The sequence below is a fragment of the Streptomyces sp. NBC_00457 genome (genome assembly GCF_036014015.1).
Lineage (GTDB): Bacteria > Actinomycetota > Actinomycetes > Streptomycetales > Streptomycetaceae > Streptomyces.
On record NZ_CP107905.1, the window covers coordinates 5,549,808 to 5,564,683 of the forward strand.

14 protein-coding genes are annotated in these 14,876 nt (G+C 67.2%); 6 read left to right on the forward strand and 8 right to left on the reverse strand.

The genetic code is table 11. From position 1 onward, the window contains the following. Positions 1 to 35 precede the first annotated feature (35 nt). The 4 genes from OG828_RS25215 to OG828_RS25230 all read right to left on the reverse strand — a co-directional run bounded on the left by OG828_RS25215 (position 36) and on the right by OG828_RS25230 (position 3,849). Positions 36 to 578 (reverse strand): LppU/SCO3897 family protein, encoded by a 543-nt coding sequence (locus OG828_RS25215; RefSeq protein ID WP_328502396.1) that lies wholly within the window; start codon positions 576 to 578, stop codon positions 36 to 38. A 121-nt stretch (positions 579 to 699) separates the two neighbouring features. Then, complete coding sequence (locus OG828_RS25220) at positions 700 to 1,962, reverse strand: MFS transporter (protein WP_328502397.1); 1,263 nt, start codon at positions 1,960 to 1,962, stop codon at positions 700 to 702. 79 nt (positions 1,963 to 2,041) lie between these two features. Further along, the gene (locus tag OG828_RS25225; RefSeq protein WP_328361079.1) at positions 2,042 to 3,124 is read right to left on the reverse strand and encodes an inositol-3-phosphate synthase; all 1,083 of its coding nucleotides are present in this window, start codon (positions 3,122 to 3,124) and stop codon (positions 2,042 to 2,044) included. A 44-nt stretch (positions 3,125 to 3,168) separates the two neighbouring features. Then, the gene (locus OG828_RS25230) at positions 3,169 to 3,849 is read right to left on the reverse strand and encodes a PadR family transcriptional regulator (RefSeq protein ID WP_328502398.1); all 681 of its coding nucleotides are present in this window, start codon (positions 3,847 to 3,849) and stop codon (positions 3,169 to 3,171) included. A gap of 384 nt (positions 3,850 to 4,233) precedes the next feature. On the opposite strand from OG828_RS25230, the gene OG828_RS25235 reads away from it, so the two are divergent. Both OG828_RS25235 and OG828_RS25240 read left to right on the forward strand, forming a co-directional pair. Next, positions 4,234 to 6,921 carry a transglycosylase domain-containing protein gene (locus OG828_RS25235; RefSeq protein WP_328502399.1) on the forward strand — a complete coding sequence of 896 codons (2,688 nt, stop codon included), beginning with the start codon at positions 4,234 to 4,236 and terminating at the stop codon, positions 6,919 to 6,921. Positions 6,922 to 7,042: 121 nt separating this feature from the next. After that, the gene (locus OG828_RS25240; protein WP_328502400.1) at positions 7,043 to 8,560 is read left to right on the forward strand and encodes a glycosyltransferase family 87 protein; all 1,518 of its coding nucleotides are present in this window, start codon (positions 7,043 to 7,045) and stop codon (positions 8,558 to 8,560) included. Positions 8,561 to 8,639: 79 nt separating this feature from the next. On the opposite strand, the gene OG828_RS25245 is transcribed toward OG828_RS25240, so the two are convergent. From OG828_RS25245 to OG828_RS25255, 3 genes are all read right to left on the reverse strand, one after another. Then, a complete protein-coding gene (locus OG828_RS25245; protein ID WP_328361092.1) occupies positions 8,640 to 9,671 on the reverse strand; it encodes an alanine racemase in 1,032 nt (343 codons plus the stop codon). Positions 9,672 to 9,736: 65 nt separating this feature from the next. Beyond that, complete coding sequence (femX, locus tag OG828_RS25250) at positions 9,737 to 10,858, reverse strand: peptidoglycan bridge formation glycyltransferase FemX (RefSeq protein WP_328361095.1); 1,122 nt, start codon at positions 10,856 to 10,858, stop codon at positions 9,737 to 9,739. Positions 10,859 to 11,025: 167 nt separating this feature from the next. After that, entirely contained in the window at positions 11,026 to 11,337 is a 312-nt protein-coding gene (locus tag OG828_RS25255) for a hypothetical protein (protein ID WP_210573517.1), read from the reverse strand. 263 nt (positions 11,338 to 11,600) lie between these two features. Here OG828_RS25255 and rpsF point away from each other — a divergent pair, with 263 nt between their 5' ends. The 4 genes from rpsF (at position 11,601) to rplI (ending at position 13,331) form a co-directional block, all read left to right on the forward strand. Next, positions 11,601 to 11,891: a 30S ribosomal protein S6 gene (gene rpsF, locus OG828_RS25260; protein ID WP_016644628.1), complete on the forward strand. Its 291-nt coding sequence runs from the start codon at positions 11,601 to 11,603 to the stop codon at positions 11,889 to 11,891. Between the two features lie 78 nt (positions 11,892 to 11,969). Beyond that, a complete protein-coding gene (locus OG828_RS25265; protein WP_328502401.1) occupies positions 11,970 to 12,572 on the forward strand; it encodes a single-stranded DNA-binding protein in 603 nt (200 codons plus the stop codon). Positions 12,573 to 12,629: 57 nt separating this feature from the next. Beyond that, on the forward strand, positions 12,630 to 12,866 hold the full coding sequence (gene rpsR / locus OG828_RS25270; protein WP_003949403.1) for a 30S ribosomal protein S18: 237 nt from the start codon (positions 12,630 to 12,632) through the stop codon (positions 12,864 to 12,866). An 18-nt stretch (positions 12,867 to 12,884) separates the two neighbouring features. Next, positions 12,885 to 13,331, forward strand: coding sequence for a 50S ribosomal protein L9 (rplI, locus tag OG828_RS25275; protein WP_328361109.1), 447 nt, complete (start codon positions 12,885 to 12,887; stop codon positions 13,329 to 13,331). Positions 13,332 to 13,480: 149 nt separating this feature from the next. Here the strand turns inward: rplI and OG828_RS25280 are convergent, their stop codons facing one another. After that, positions 13,481 to 14,824 (reverse strand): MATE family efflux transporter, encoded by a 1,344-nt coding sequence (locus OG828_RS25280; protein WP_328439705.1) that lies wholly within the window; start codon positions 14,822 to 14,824, stop codon positions 13,481 to 13,483. Positions 14,825 to 14,876: the final 52 nt, after the last annotated feature.

A 14,876-nucleotide genomic window follows, 5' to 3' on the forward strand; every position in this document is an offset into this window, starting at 1 on the left:
TTTCACGTGAAACATCGCCCCTCTCGATGTCTGCCCTACTTGGCGTAGTCCTTCAGGCAGAGCAGGAAGTCACTGCCGTCGCCACTCTCGGTGTACACGTACTGGAAGTCCTTGGCCTTGGCCTCGCACTTGGAGCTGGCCACGGCGTCAGTGGTGTACGAGCCTTCGATCTTGGCCAGCACCACGTACTGGGCGTCCGCAGAGCCGCACTCGACGACCTCGAGGTCCGGATTGCTGTTGCTGGTGCTGCCGCGGTGCATGCAGTCGCCCACCGCGGCGCTGTTGGCGTCATCCCGGCTGGCAAGGAAGCCGCCGATGATCACGCCAATGACCACCACGCCGATCACGATGTTCTTGATCGTCTTAAAGCTGAGCTTGCGGCCGGACGGCTGCGGCGGGACCGACGCGTAGGGCGAGCCGCCCTGCTGCGGGAAGCCCGGCTGCTGGGGGACGCCGGGCTGGCCCGGCTGCTGCGGATAGCCGCCCTGGGGCGGGTACGGAGCCTGGCCCTGCGGCTGGCCGTAAGGGTTCTGGCCCTGCGCGAACGGGTTCTGGCCCTGGGGCGGCGGAGTTGTCACTGGGGTCCCCCTGAAAAGGATGCGTGACGCGGACATGGCGTCGAAATAAGACGCACGTAAGCTATCGGCCTCCACTGACAACTCCGTATCCGACAGGGACTCTGTGGCACTGATGTGACACTTACTGGCGTCCAAAGCGGGCCATAGTGGCGGCAACTGCCCCGTAGATAACGGCCACCGTGACCACCAGCGCCGCCGACCGGCCGTCCGGCGGCAGCATCACGGCGGCCACCGCGGCGGCGCCGACGAAGGCGGCGTTGAACAGGACGTCGTACACGGAGAAGACGCGACCGCGGAAGCCGTCGTCGACCGAGGACTGCACGATCGTGTCCGTGGCGATCTTCGCCCCCTGCGTGCTGAGGCCCAGGACGAATGCCGCGACCAGCATGGGAGCCGCGGCGAAGGGCAGGCCGAGGGCGAGTTCCAGCACCGCGGCCGCCGCGGCACACACGACGATCCAGCGGCCGGGGCCGAGTCGTCCCGCCGCCCAGGGCGTCAGGACCGCCGCCGCGAAGAAGCCGGCACCGGAAATGCCCAACGCCAGTCCCAGCAGGGCGAGTCCGTCCTCCGAGGTGGACGTGAAGGCGTACCGGCAGAGCATCAGCAGCATGACCGTCAGGGCGCCGTAGCAGAACCGCATCATCGTCATCGCGCACAGTGCCCACGTCGCCTGCCGGCGCTGCGGCGCGGCGAGATGACGTACACCTGCCGCCAGGTCGCGTGCGGTGCCGGACAGTGCGGTGGTGAGACGGGGCTGGACCAGCTCCCGGTCGGGACCCAGCAGGTCGCGGGCCATGCTCAGCGAAGCCAGCCCGGCGCACAGATACAGCACGGCGCCCAGCAGCACCACGGCCGCGTCGGAGTCGGCGCCCAGCAGTCGTACGAGAAAGGCGAGGCCGCCGCCGGCGGTCGCGGCGAGCGTTCCGGCGGTCGGGGACAGGGAGTTGGCGATCACCAGCCGGTCGGCGTCGACAAGGCGCGGCAGCGCGGCGGACAGGCCCGACAGGACGAAGCGGTTGACGGCGGTGACGCACAGGGCGGAGACGTAGAACAGCCAGTCCGGGACGTCGCTGACGATCAGGGCGGCCGTCGCCGTCGCCAACAGGGCGCGCAGCAGGCTGCAGTACAGGAGGACCTGACGGCGGCGCCAGCGGTCCAGCAGGACGCCGGCGAAGGGGCCGACCAGGGAGTACGGCAGGAGCAGGACCGCCATCGCGGAGGCGATCGCGGCGGCCGACGTCTGTTTCTCCGGCGAGAAGACGACGTAGGAAGCGAGTGCGACCTGGTAGACGCCGTCGGCCCCCTGGGACAGCAGGCGTACGGCGAGCAGGCGCCGGAAGCCCTGGAAGCGCAGGAGGACGCGCAGGTCACGGACGACGGCCATGGGGCACAGCCTCACATACGGGGAGGGTCCCCGGGCGGAATGCCTCGGGGACCCTCACCATCGGGCTGGACCTGGGTCTTTAGCGCTCGACCTCACCCTGGATGAACTTCTCGACGTTCTCGCGGGCCTCGTCGTCGTAGTACTGGACCGGCGGGGACTTCATGAAGTAGCTCGACGCCGACAGGATCGGGCCGCCGATGCCGCGGTCCTTGGCGATCTTCGCGGCGCGCAGGGCGTCGATGATGACGCCGGCGGAGTTCGGGGAGTCCCAGACCTCGAGCTTGTACTCCAGGTTCAGCGGGACGTCACCGAAGGCGCGGCCCTCGAGTCGGACGTACGCCCACTTGCGGTCGTCCAGCCAGGCCACGTAGTCGGACGGGCCGATGTGGACGTTGTCCGCGCCCATGTCGCGGTCGCGGATCTGGGAGGTGACGGCCTGCGTCTTGGAGATCTTCTTCGACTCGAGGCGGTCGCGCTCGAGCATGTTCTTGAAGTCCATGTTGCCGCCGACGTTCAGCTGCATCGTGCGGTCGAGGACGACGCCGCGGTCCTCGAACAGCTTCGCCATGACGCGGTGCGTGATGGTGGCGCCGACCTGCGACTTGATGTCGTCGCCGACGATCGGCACGCCCGCCTCGGTGAACTTGTCCGCCCATTCCTTGGTGCCGGCGATGAAGACCGGGAGGGCGTTGACGAAGGCCACCCTGGCGTCGATGGCGCACTGGGCGTAGAACTTCGCCGCGTCCTCGGAACCGACGGGCAGGTAGCAGACGAGGACGTCGACCTGCTTGTCCTTGAGGATCTGGACGACGTCGACCGGGGTCTCGGCGGACTCCTCGATGGTCTCGCGGTAGTACTTGCCGAGGCCGTCGAGGGTGTGGCCGCGCTGGACGGTCACACCGGTGTTCGGCACGTCGCAGATCTTGATGGTGTTGTTCTCGGAGGCGCCGATGGCGTCCGCGAGGTCGAGGCCGACCTTCTTGGCATCGACATCGAACGCGGCGACGAACTCCACGTCACGGACGTGGTACTCGCCGAACTGCACGTGCATGAGGCCGGGCACCTTCGACGCCGGATCGGCGTCCTTGTAGTACTCGACTCCCTGCACCAGCGACGCGGCGCAGTTGCCCACGCCGACGACGGCTACGCGAACCGAACCCATTCCGGTTGCTCCCTGTGTGTACGAGTGAGGCCCTGGCAGGGGTCTCACGTGGTGGTGTCGCCGGGCGTATCCGGCCCGGGGGCGTCCCCGGGCCGGGGCAGGACGCCCGGCGCTCCCTCTGTGGTGTCGCGAGCGGCTTCTCCGTGGGCGGGACCCTTCAGGTCCCGGCCCGCCCGCTCACTTTCAATGAGCTCGTTCAGCCAGCGCACTTCGCGCTCCACGGACTCCATCCCGTGGCGCTGGAGCTCGAGCGTGTAGTCGTCGAGGCGCTCCCGGGTGCGCGCCAGAGAGGCGCGCATCTTCTCCAGGCGCTCCTCCAGCCGGCTGCGTCGCCCCTCGAGTACGCGCATGCGTACGTCGCGCGACGTCTGCCCGAAGAAGGCGAAGCGAGCGGCGAAGTGCTCGTCCTCGTACACATCGGGCCCGGTCTGCGAGAGCAGTTCCTCGAAGTGCTCCTTACCTTCCGCCGTCAGCCGGTAGACGATCTTGGCGCGGCGGCCGGTGAGGGGCGCGGCGAGGGCGTCCTCGGTGGTGTTCCCCGGCTCTTCGATCAACCAGCCGTTGGCGACCAGCGTCTTGAGGCAGGGATAGAGCGTCCCGTAGCTGAACGCACGGAACACACCCAGTGACGTGTTGAGTCGTTTGCGCAGCTCGTATCCGTGCATCGGGGATTCGCGAAGCAGGCCGAGTACGGCGAACTCGAGGATCCCGGAACGCCGGCTCATCGTCGCCTCCTCTCTGCCGCGGCCCGTGCGACGGGCGCCCTGACGGTCCTTATGCCGAGCTGATGTATCGACTCGATACATCCAGACGATAGAACGGCCTTCCGGATGGGACAAGAGGGAGGACGGTGAACGGGATCACATCACCGATTCGTAGGAAGTAAGTTGCCGGTTTTGGGGTGAACTTCGGCGCTAGGTGGGTTTTGACGGTGCGTAGTCTGTGCGGCATGCAGACCACCGGGAACCGAGTGACGTCTGGGGGCGTCCTCGTCCCCGGTGCAGTACGGGTGAATGCAGGACCGACCACATCCGTACTTCGGGGGGACCGGAAACCTGCCGCCGTTTCCAGGCGCGCCACGGTGCGCCTGCCCTAGGAGTAGTCGTTCGATGAGCGAGCACCGTCGCAAACCGCCGCAGCCGCAGGGAGGCGGACGTGCCGCGGCCCGACGCGGCCAGTCCAGCTTGCCCACCGGCCGCCGCGCGGCACCGCGGGGCGTAACCGGGTCTCCTTCCGACTCGTACGGGTCGGGTTCCGGGTCGGGAGCAGAGGAGCGGCCGTACGGCGGCCGCGCCGAGGCCCGGCGTGCGGCCCAGAGAAGCACAGGCGGCCGCCGCAGAGCGGCCGACCCCGGCCGGGGCGGCCGAGGCGCCCTCCCCGGCGGTCCGAACGGTCCTGGACGAGGAAGAGGGCGACCGGCTCCTCCTGGCCGGAAGAGGCTCGTCGACTACCCCCGGGCCGGTAAGTACGGGTGGCGCCGCTGGGTGCCCTCCTGGAAGCTCGTCTCCGGCCTGTGCATCGGCTTCTTCGGCAGCCTGGTGGCCGTGGCGGGCATCGGCTACGCGATGGTGGGCGTCCCCGACATCCAGAAGACCGCCGAGGCGCAGAACAACGTCTTCTACTGGGCCGACGGCAGCGAGATGGTCTCCACGGGTGGCGAGACGAACCGCCAGATCGTCAACCTCTCGCAGATCCCCAAGGCGATGCAGTACGCGGTCATCTCCCAGGAGAACAAGACCTTCTACTCCGACAACGGCATCGACCTGAAGGGCATCGGCCGGGCCGTGTTCAACATGGCCAGGGGCGGCGAGACGCAGGGTGGATCCACGATCACCCAGCAGTACGTCAAGAACGCGATGCTCAACGACCAGTCGCAGACCGTCTCCCGGAAGTTCCAGGAGATCTTCGTCTCGATCAAGGTGGGAGCGAAGCTCTCCAAGGACGAGATCATGGCCGGCTACCTGAACTCCGGCTACTACGGCCGCGGGGCCTACGGCATCCAGGCGGCCGCACGCGCGTACTTCAACAAGGACGCCTTCGACCTGAACGAAGGCGAGTGTGCCTTCCTGGCAGCGACGCTCAAGGGCGCCACGTACTACGACCCGGCGGGTTCGCCCTCCATCGACCCGGTCGGGGCCAGTGCCGAGGCGAACAAGCGGCGCGCAAAGATCCAGATGCAGGACACCTTGGACAAGATGGTCGAGTACGACCATCTGGATGCCGCGACGCGGGCCAAGTACACCGAGCTTCCCAAGACCCAGAGTCCGCGTTCGAACGCCGCGCTGAGCGGCCAGGTGGGCTATCTCGTCGACCTGGCCAAGGCGTATCTGGTCAACAACACGAAGATCACTGAGGACGACCTGCAGAAGGGCGGCTACTCGATCTACACGACCTTCGACAAGAGGAAGGTCAAGGAGCTCGAGGACTCGGTCAAGAAGGTCCAGAAGGCCAACATCGACCCCAAGAAGCGCCCGAAGACGGACACTCACGTCCAGTTCGGCGGTGCCTCCATCAGCCCGAAGACCGGCGCGATCAAGGCCATCTACGGCGGTGAGGACGCGACCAAGCACTTCACCAACAACGCCGACGTCACCGGCGCCCAGGTCGGTTCGACGTTCAAGCCGTTCGTGCTTGCGGCAGCGATGACGTGGGGTGTACGGGATCCGGATCTGGGTCCGACCCAGGCGCAGGACGAGCGGACCCAGGTGTCCCCGAAGAGCCTGTTCAGCGGCAAGAACAAGCTGAAGATCGAGGATTACACCGGAGAGGTCTGGAAGAACGAGAAGGGCAAGGAGTGGCTGCAGGTCAATGACGGCGACGAGTCGTACGGCACTCCGCCCGACTACCAGATCGATCTCCGTGAGGCGATGCGGGAGTCGGTGAACTCCGCTTTTGTGCAGCTCGGCATGGACGTCGGCCTGGACAAGGTGAAGGAGGCCTCCATGAACGCGGGCCTCAAGGAGGACAGCCTGGCCGGCACCAACTACCCGACGTTCTCCATCGGTACCTCCGACCCCAGTGCGATCCGTATGGCGGGTGCGTACGCCACGTTCGCGGCCAGCGGCAAGCAGCGTGAACCGTTCTCCGTGGAGAAGGTGACGAGCAAGGACGGCACGATCTTCACGCACGAGACGAAGACCGAGGAGGCGTTCACCGAGGACGTCGCCGACAACGTCACCGACGTCCTGAAGACGGTCGTCGATGGCGGAACGGGTACCAAGGCTCAGCTGACCGGGCGCGATGTGGCCGGCAAGACCGGTACCACCGACGGCAACAAGTCCGCCTGGTTCGTCGGCTACACACCGCAGCTGTCCACGTCGATCACCATGTTCCGGTACGACGACGATGAGTCCAAGAAGAACCGCACGTTCCTGGAGATGTACGGCACAGGTGACCAGGAGTCGATCCACGGTGCCTCGTTCCCGGCCGAGATCTGGCACGACTACATGGAAGCGGCGCTGAAGGGGGAGCCTGCGATCGACTTCCCGACGCCCAAGCCCATCGGCAAGGTCATCAACGAGCCGACGCCGACCCCCACTCCCACCATCACGGAAACGCAGGAGGAGAGCCCGACGCCGACTCCGACGCCCAGTCAGCCCTTGCCGTCGCCCACGCCCACGGAGAGCGAGACCTGTGGCTTCTTCGGCTGTGAGGACGGCGGCACCGAGACGGGCGGTGCGAACAACGGAGGCGTGGATGGTGGTGTGACGGCCTCACCGACGCCCACAGATACGGGCGACGAGGGCGGAAACAACGGCAATGGCAACGGGGGCTTTCTCGGAGGCTCAACGGGTTAGCCACCGGATCGTCCGGTGTGACTGTTTCACGTGAAACACCCGGATGTTTCACGTGAAACGAGGGCCGCCGCACCCACGAGGTGCGGCGGCCCTCGGCGTATTCCTAGGTCGGTACGGCAGGATGTGCCCTATGCCCAGCGCAGAATCGACGCAAGCGAGCGTGCACGAGCCGGACCCGGTCCCGCCGACCAAGACCGATGAGGTCGCGGCCACCGGCAGTGAGCTGATCGGCGGCCCCATCGGCCGACGCGCCCTCCTCGGGACGTCTTGGTGGACCCCCGTGCGGATCGTCGCGCTGGTGGCGATCGGCATGTTCGCCCTCGGCCTGGTCCAGAAGGCGCCCTGCTACAACGGCGCCTGGTTCTTCGGCGCCAGCTCGCAGTACACGCACGCGTGCTACTCGGACATCCCGCACCTCTACCAGGGGCGCGGCTTCGCCGACGGGCTCGTGCCGTACTTCGACGAGCTCTCCGGCGATATGCAGTACCTCGAGTACCCGGTGCTGACCGGAGTGTTCATGGAGGTGGCCGCCTGGCTCACGCCCGGCAGCGGCACCATCCAGGACCAGGAGCAGTGGTACTGGATGGTCAACTCCGGGCTGCTGATGGTGTGCGCCGTCGTCATCGCCGTCTGTGTGACCCGTACGCACGCCCGGCGGCCCTGGGACGGTCTGCTGGTCGCTCTGGCGCCTGCCTTCGCGCTGACCGCCACTATCAACTGGGACCTTCTGGCGGTCGCTCTGACGGCCGCGGCGATGCTGATGTGGTCGCGGGGCCGCTCGCTCGCCTTCGGCGTCCTCCTGGGGCTTGCCACGGCCGCCAAGCTCTATCCCTTCCTGCTGCTCGGGCCGCTGCTTGTGCTCTGCTGGCGCGCGGGCAAATGGCGGGAGTTCGGCACGGCACTGGGAGGGGCGGTCGTCGCCTGGCTGGTCGTGAACCTGCCGGTGATGCTGTTCGCCTTCGACGGCTGGTCGAAGTTCTACGAGTTCAGCCAGGAGCGGGGCGTCGACTTCGGCTCCTTCTGGCTGATCATGGCCCAGAACACGTCCAACCCGCTCAGCACCGACACCGTCAACACGCTCGCCACGCTGCTCATGCTGGTGTGCTGCGCGGGCATCGCGGCGCTCACGCTGACCGCACCGCGCCGGCCGCGCTTCGCTCAACTCGCCTTCCTGATCGTCGCGGCCTTCATCCTCACCAACAAGGTCTACTCGCCGCAGTACGTCCTGTGGCTGATCCCGCTGGCCGCCCTGGCCCGGCCGAAGTGGCGGGACTTCTTGATCTGGCAGGCCTGCGAGGTGGCGTACTTCCTGGGCATCTGGCTGTACCTCGCCTACACGACCAGCGGAGACGCCCACAAGGGCCTTCCGACCGACGGCTACCACTGGGCCATCGGCGTGCACTTGCTGGGGACGCTGTACCTGTGCGCGGTGATCGTGCGCGACATCCTCATGCCGGAACGCGACGTGGTGCGCAGGGCCGGCGACGACGACCCCTCGGGAGGCGTTCTCGACGGTGCTGAGGACGTCTTCGTGCTCGGGGCTGCAGCCCATCCACCGCGGCACGCCGCTCAGTTCGAAGGAGCTCAGGTGGAGTGGGGCAGCGCGCGCCCCGGGCCACCGGAGGGGCGTTCGCTCTGAGCGAACGGCGGACGCGGACTACGCAAAAGGCCGTACACGGTGATTCCGTGTACGGCCTTTTCTGCTGCGGCGCCGTTGCTCAGCGATCGACGAGCCGGTCGAACTGTGTGGTGGTGTGCCGTAGATGGGCCACCAGCTCGTCGCCGACCGTCGGCTCCGGGGCGTCCGCGGGCACGAACAGGATGGAGACCTGCATGTGCGGCGGCTCGGCGAACCACCGCTGCTTGCCGCCCCAGACGAACGGCGAGAGGTTCCGGTTGACGGTGGCGAGGCCGGCGCGGGCGACGCCCTTGGCGCGGGGCATGACGCCGTGCAGCGCCTTCGGGGCTTCCAGACCCACCCCGTGCGACGTACCGCCCGCCACGACCACCAGGTAGCCGTCCGAGGCCGCCTTCTGCTGCCGGTAGCCGAAGCGGTCGCCCTTGGAGACGCGGGTGACGTCCAGGACCGCGCCCCGGTACTCGGTGGCCTCGTGGTCGCCCAGCCACAGCCGGGTGCCGATGCGGGCACGGAAGCGGGTCTGCGGGAACTGCTGCTGGAGGCGGGCGAGTTCCTCGGCCTTGAGGTGGCTGACGAACATCGTGTGCAGCGGCAGACGGGCCGCCCGTAGCCGGTCCATCCAGCCGATGACTTCCTCGACGGCGTCCGAGCCGTCGGTGCGGTCCAGCGGCAGATGGATGGCGAAGCCCTCCAGGCGGACGTTCTCGATGGCGGCGTGCAACTGCGGCAGGTCCTGCTCGTTCACGCCGTGCCGCTTCATCGAGGACATCACCTCGATGACCACCCGGGCGCCCACGAGGCCGTACACGCCGTCGATCGACGAGACGGAGCGGATGACCCGGTCGGGCAGCGGAACGGGCTCCTCGCCACGCCGGTACGGCGTCAGCACCAGCAGGTCACCGCCGAACCAGTCCTTTATGCGCGCGGCCTCGTACGTCGTGCCGACAGCGAGGACCTCCGAGCCCAGCCGCGTGGCCTCCTCGGCGAGCCGTTCGTGTCCGAAGCCGTAGCCGTTGCCTTTGCAGACCGGGACAAGGCCCGGGAACTGCTCCTGCACGTGCTTGTGATGCGCCCGCCAGCGCGCGGTGTCGACGTAAAGCGTGAGCGCCATGGCCGGACCTGGAACCTTTCTCGTGGCTGCGGTGTATCAGAGATGTGAAAGCAAATTGTGGTGCGTCAGCGGCGGGACATGTAGATGTCGAGCGCCTTGTGGAGCAGCTTGTTGAGCGGGAAGTCCCATTCACCGAGGTATTCGGCGGCCTGGCCGCCCGTGCCCACCTTGAACTGGATCAGGCCGAAGAGGTGGTCGGTCTCGTCCAGCGAGTCGGAGATACCGCGCAGGTCGTAGACGGTGGCGCCAAGCGCATAGGCGTCGCGCAGCATCGTCCACTGCATCGCGTTCGAGGGCCGGACCTCGCGGCCGATGTTGTCGGACGCGCCGTAGGAGTACCAGACGTGCCCGCCGACGATCAGCATGGTCGCGGCCGACAGGTTCACACCGTTGTGGCGCGCGAAGTACAGCCGCATGCGGTTGGGGTCTTCGGTGTTGAGGGCCGTCCACATGCGCTGGAAGTACGACAGCGGGCGGGGCCGGAAGTGGTCGCGCACAGCGGTGATCTCGTACAGCCGCTGCCATTCCTCGAGATCGTGATAGCCGCCCTGGACGACCTCGACGCCGGCCTTCTCGGCCTTCTTGATGTTGCGGCGCCAGAGCTGGTTGAAGTTCTTGTGGACGTCTTCCAGGGAGCGGTTGGCCAGCGGCACCTGAAAGACGTATCGGGGCTGTACGTCACCGAAGCCGGCGCCCCCGTCCTCCCCCTGCTGCCAGCCCATACGGCGGAGCTTGTCGGCGACCTCGAAGGCGCGCGGTTCGATGAAGTCGGCCTCGATGTCGCGCAGGCGCTTCACATCCGGGTTCTGGATGCCCTGCTTGATGGAGCCGGCCTCCCAGCGCCGGATGATCACCGGCGGGCCCATCTTCACGGAGAAGGCACCCTGCTGCTTGAGGTGCGCGAGCATCGGTTCCAGCCACTCGGTGAGATTCGGCGTGAACCAGTTGATGACCGGGCCCTCGGGCAGATAGGCCAAGTAGCGCTTGATCTTGGGCAGTTGCCGATAGAGGACGAGCCCCGCGCCGACCAATTCACCCGTGCGGTCGTCGAACCATCCGAGGCTCTCGGAGCGCCACTCCGCCTTGACCTCGGCCCAGGCCGGGACCTGCATGTGGCTCGCCGCCGGCAGGCTCTGGATGTATGCCAGATGCTGCTCGCGACTGATCGTCCTCAGGGTCAGGCTCATTCGGGGCGCTCCTCGGGCTGGTGTGTCCCCATGGGTACAGGGGCTCCGGCTCTAGCGCCGAAGCCTACTGCGCCTTGCGGGCGCCCCGACTGGGCCTACGGAAGCTTCGCACCGGCCTGTTGGCCGCCGGCGCGTGGTGCGGTGTTGAGGAGACAGTGGCGGTGGCGTCAGAAGACCCCGCCGAAGAGACCGCCGTGCGCCATGCCGAGGAAGAAGCCGACCCCTGAGGCGCCGAGGCCCAGGATCAGACCGAAGCGTTCGCGGGTCGTCTCCGAGATCCACTGCCCGTAGGCGCCGGTGATGATCCCCACCAAGCCTGTCCAGGAGCTCAGCAGGTGCAGGCTGTGGAACATCGCTGTGACGAAGGAGATGATGCCCAGCACCAGGGTCACCGCGAGAAGCGTGTCCTGGAGCGGGTGGGGTTTGCCGTCGGTGGCGAACAGGCCTCCGACGGTGTTGGGTCGCAATGCTTGTGCCATAGGGCACCTCCTGCGGAAGACGGCGCATCGTAGCGCCATACACACCCGATGTGTACAGATTGTCGGTGTCGGCGGCCGGATTTCAACCGGAAGCCGGTGTGCGGGTACTCTGTACCCTCTGCACTGGTGTCTGCCCATGCCACGGCTCGGAATCCCGAGGGGAACCCCGATTGTCAGTGGTGGCCGATACCGTTGCGTACGCATCACAACCCTCCTGCCACGGAACGACCGTGGCCGTTGAGTCCAAAGGAGGTGGGTTCCACATGCGTCACTACGAGGTGATGGTCATCCTCGACCCCGATCTGGAGGAGCGCGCTGTCTCCCCCCTGATCGAGAACTTCCTCTCCGTCGTCCGTGAGGGCAACGGCAAGGTCGAGAAGGTCGACACCTGGGGCCGTCGTCGTCTCTCGTACGAGATCAAGAAGAAGCCCGAGGGCATCTACTCGGTCATCGACCTGCAGGCCGAGCCTGCGGTCGTCAAGGAGCTCGACCGCCAGATGAACCTGAACGAGTCGGTCCTCCGGACCAAGGTCCTCCGCCCCGAGATGCACTGAGCACTCCCGCTCAGCTGATTTCGGGATTCGAGTAGCAGCACCAAGCAGCCAGCAGCAAACCCGCCGAGAGGTTCCCCCATGGCAGGCGAGACCGTCATCACGGTCGTCGGCAATCTTGTCGACGACCCCGAGCTGCGCTTCACCCCTTCCGGTGCGGCGGTCGCGAAGTTCCGTGTCGCGTCCACTCCCCGCACCTTCGACCGCCAGACGAACGAGTGGAAGGACGGCGAAAGCCTCTTCCTCACCTGCTCGGTCTGGCGTCAGGCGGCGGAGAACGTCGCCGAGTCGCTTCAGCGAGGCATGCGCGTCATCGTGCAGGGCCGGCTGAAGCAGCGGTCCTACGAGGACCGTGAGGGCGTCAAGCGCACGGTCTACGAGCTGGACGTCGAGGAAGTCGGCGCCAGCCTGCGCAACGCCACAGCCAAGGTCACCAAGACCGCCGGCCGCGGTGGCCAGGGTGGTTACAGCGGCGGTGGCGGTGGCGCCCAGGGTGGCGGCGGCTGGGGCGGTGGCCCCGGCGGCGGTCAGCAGCAGGGCGGTGGCGGTGCTCCCGCCGACGACCCGTGGGCGACCGGCGCTCCCGCCGGTGGCCAGCAGGGCGGCGGCGGTGGCGGCGGCTGGGGTGGAAACTCCGGCGGCGGTCAGCAGGGCGGCGGCTACTCGGACGAGCCCCCCTTCTAGGCCTCAGGGCCGAGGGTGGGTCGTACCCACACTTCTTGATCACACAGGAGAAACACCATGGCGAAGCCGCCTGTGCGCAAGCCTAAGAAGAAGGTCTGCGCTTTCTGCAAGGACAAGGTCACGTACGTGGACTACAAGGACACGAACATGCTGCGGAAGTTCATTTCCGACCGCGGCAAGATCCGTGCCCGCCGCGTGACCGGCAACTGCACGCAGCACCAGCGTGACGTCGCCACGGCCGTGAAGAACAGCCGTGAGATGGCGCTGCTGCCCTACACCTCCACCGCGCGATAAGGGAAGGGTGACCGACACATGAAGATCATCCTCACCCACGAGGTCTCCGGCCTCGGTGCCGCGGGCGACGTCGTCGACGTCAAGGACGGTTACGCTCGCAACTACCTGATCCCGCGGAACTTCGCGATCCGTTGGACCAAGGGTGGCGAGAAGGACGTCGAGCAGATCCGTCGTGCTCGCAAGATCCACGAGATCCAGACCATCGAGCAGGCCAACGCTGTGAAGGCCCAGCTCGAGGGCGTCAAGGTCCGTCTGGCCGTCCGCTCCGGCGACGCCGGTCGTCTCTTCGGTTCCGTCACCCCGGCCGACATCGCTTCCGCGATCAAGGCTTCCGGTGGCCCCGAGGTCGACAAGCGCCGTATCGAGCTCGGTTCGCCGATCAAGACCCTCGGCGCTCACGAGACGTCCGTTCGTCTGCACCCCGAGGTTGCCGCCAAGGTCAACATCGAGGTTGTCCCGGCGTAAGCGCTGCGCTCGCGAGAGCGGTGTGTGGGGCCGCACCCTTCGGGGTGCGGCCCCACACTGCTTGCCGGTGTTTCACGTGAAACACCGCGAACCGCATGAGACGCCGACCCCGCATGTTTCACGTGAAACGCTCAGTGCGTCTGAAACACTCAGCGCGTCGCGCCAGTGACGATCCAGCGGCCCGAGCGGGTGCGCAGCCACAAGGTCAGCATCCGGACGGTCATCATCAGTGTCATGGCGGCCCAGACCGCGGTGAGCCCTCCGCCGAGCGCGGGGATGAGTAGCGCGACGGGGACGAAGACCGCGAGAGTGACCACCATCGCCCACGCCAGATAGGGTCCGTCTCCCGCGCCCATCAGGACGCCGTCCAGGACGAACACGATGCCGCAGATCGGCTGCGAGAGGGCCACCATCAGCAGAGCCGGCAGCGCGGCGTCCTTGACCACGGAGTCGCTGGTGAACAGTGGCAGGAACAGTGGGCGGGTGAGCATCACCAGCAGTCCCAGTACGAGTCCGGTGGCGATACCCCACTCCACCATGCGTCGGCATGCGGCTCGGGCACCTTCGGCGTCTCCGGCGCCCAGATAGCGTCCGATGATGGCCTGCCCGGCGATCGCTATGGCATCCAGCGCGAAGGCGAGCAGGCTCCACAAGGACAGGATGATCTGGTGCGCTGCGACATCGGCATCGCCGAGGCGGGCTGCTACAGCCGTGGCGATCATCAGGATCGCCCGCAGGGAGAGCGTGCGGACCAGCAGGGGCAGGCCTGCTTGAGCGGAAGCCCGGATCCCGGCGATGTCGGGGCGCAGCGAAGCGCCGTGACTGCGGGCGCCCCGGACGACCACCACCAGGTAGGCCGTCGCCATACCGCACTGGGCGATGACGGTGCCCCAGGCGGATCCGGCGATGCCGAGGTCGGCGCCGTAGACGAGTCCCACGTTCAGGGCGCCGTTGGCGATGAAGCCCGCGAGCGCGACGTACAGAGGCGTCTTGGTGTCCTGGAGTCCGCGCAGGACTCCTGTCGCGGCGAGTACGACGAGCATGGCCGGTATGCCGAGGGCCGAGATCCGCAGATAAGTGGTTGCATACGGTGCCGCGGTGTCTGAGGCGCCGAAGAGGTCCACGAGGGCTGGTGCCGTCGGCAGGACGACGGCCACGACTGCTGCGCCGAGGAGTAGAGCGAGCCAGATGCCGTCCACGCCTTGGCGGATGGCGGACTGGAGGTCGTCGGCGCCGACGCGTCGGGCAACAGCCGCCGTGGTGGCGTAGGCCAGGAAGACGAAGACGCTGACGGCTGTCATGAGGAGGGCGGAGGCGACCCCGAGTCCGGCGAGCTGCGCCGTGCCGAGGTGGCCGACGATCGCGCTGTCGGCCATGACGAAGAGAGGCTCGGCGACGAGTGCGCCAAAAGCCGGGACGGCCAGTGCGACGATCTCTCGATCGTGCTGTCGCCGGGCGGCCTTGGGGGTCGCGGGAGCCTGTGTCATGAGCATCAATCTAATCGTCCACAGGTAAGAGATGCAATGGGGATAGGACCCTTACTTG

Excerpts from the sequence above, each read along its gene's own strand:
- OG828_RS25220 (WP_328502397.1), bottom strand. The coding sequence starts at position 1,962 with ATGGCCGTCGTCCGTGACCTGCGCGTCCTCCTGCGCTTCCAGGGCTTC.
- OG828_RS25225 (WP_328361079.1), bottom strand. The coding sequence starts at position 3,124 with ATGGGTTCGGTTCGCGTAGCCGTCGTCGGCGTGGGCAACTGCGCCGCG.
- OG828_RS25230 (WP_328502398.1), bottom strand. The coding sequence starts at position 3,849 with ATGAGCCGGCGTTCCGGGATCCTCGAGTTCGCCGTACTCGGCCTGCTT.
- OG828_RS25235 (WP_328502399.1), top strand. The coding sequence starts at position 4,234 with ATGAGCGAGCACCGTCGCAAACCGCCGCAGCCGCAGGGAGGCGGACGT.
- OG828_RS25240 (WP_328502400.1), top strand. The coding sequence starts at position 7,043 with ATGTGCCCTATGCCCAGCGCAGAATCGACGCAAGCGAGCGTGCACGAG.
- OG828_RS25245 (WP_328361092.1), bottom strand. The coding sequence starts at position 9,671 with ATGGCGCTCACGCTTTACGTCGACACCGCGCGCTGGCGGGCGCATCAC.
- femX (WP_328361095.1), bottom strand. The coding sequence starts at position 10,858 with ATGAGCCTGACCCTGAGGACGATCAGTCGCGAGCAGCATCTGGCATAC.
- OG828_RS25255 (WP_210573517.1), bottom strand. The coding sequence starts at position 11,337 with ATGGCACAAGCATTGCGACCCAACACCGTCGGAGGCCTGTTCGCCACC.
- rpsF (WP_016644628.1), top strand. The coding sequence starts at position 11,601 with ATGCGTCACTACGAGGTGATGGTCATCCTCGACCCCGATCTGGAGGAG.
- OG828_RS25265 (WP_328502401.1), top strand. The coding sequence starts at position 11,970 with ATGGCAGGCGAGACCGTCATCACGGTCGTCGGCAATCTTGTCGACGAC.
- rpsR (WP_003949403.1), top strand. The coding sequence starts at position 12,630 with ATGGCGAAGCCGCCTGTGCGCAAGCCTAAGAAGAAGGTCTGCGCTTTC.
- rplI (WP_328361109.1), top strand. The coding sequence starts at position 12,885 with ATGAAGATCATCCTCACCCACGAGGTCTCCGGCCTCGGTGCCGCGGGC.
- OG828_RS25280 (WP_328439705.1), bottom strand. The coding sequence starts at position 14,824 with ATGCTCATGACACAGGCTCCCGCGACCCCCAAGGCCGCCCGGCGACAG.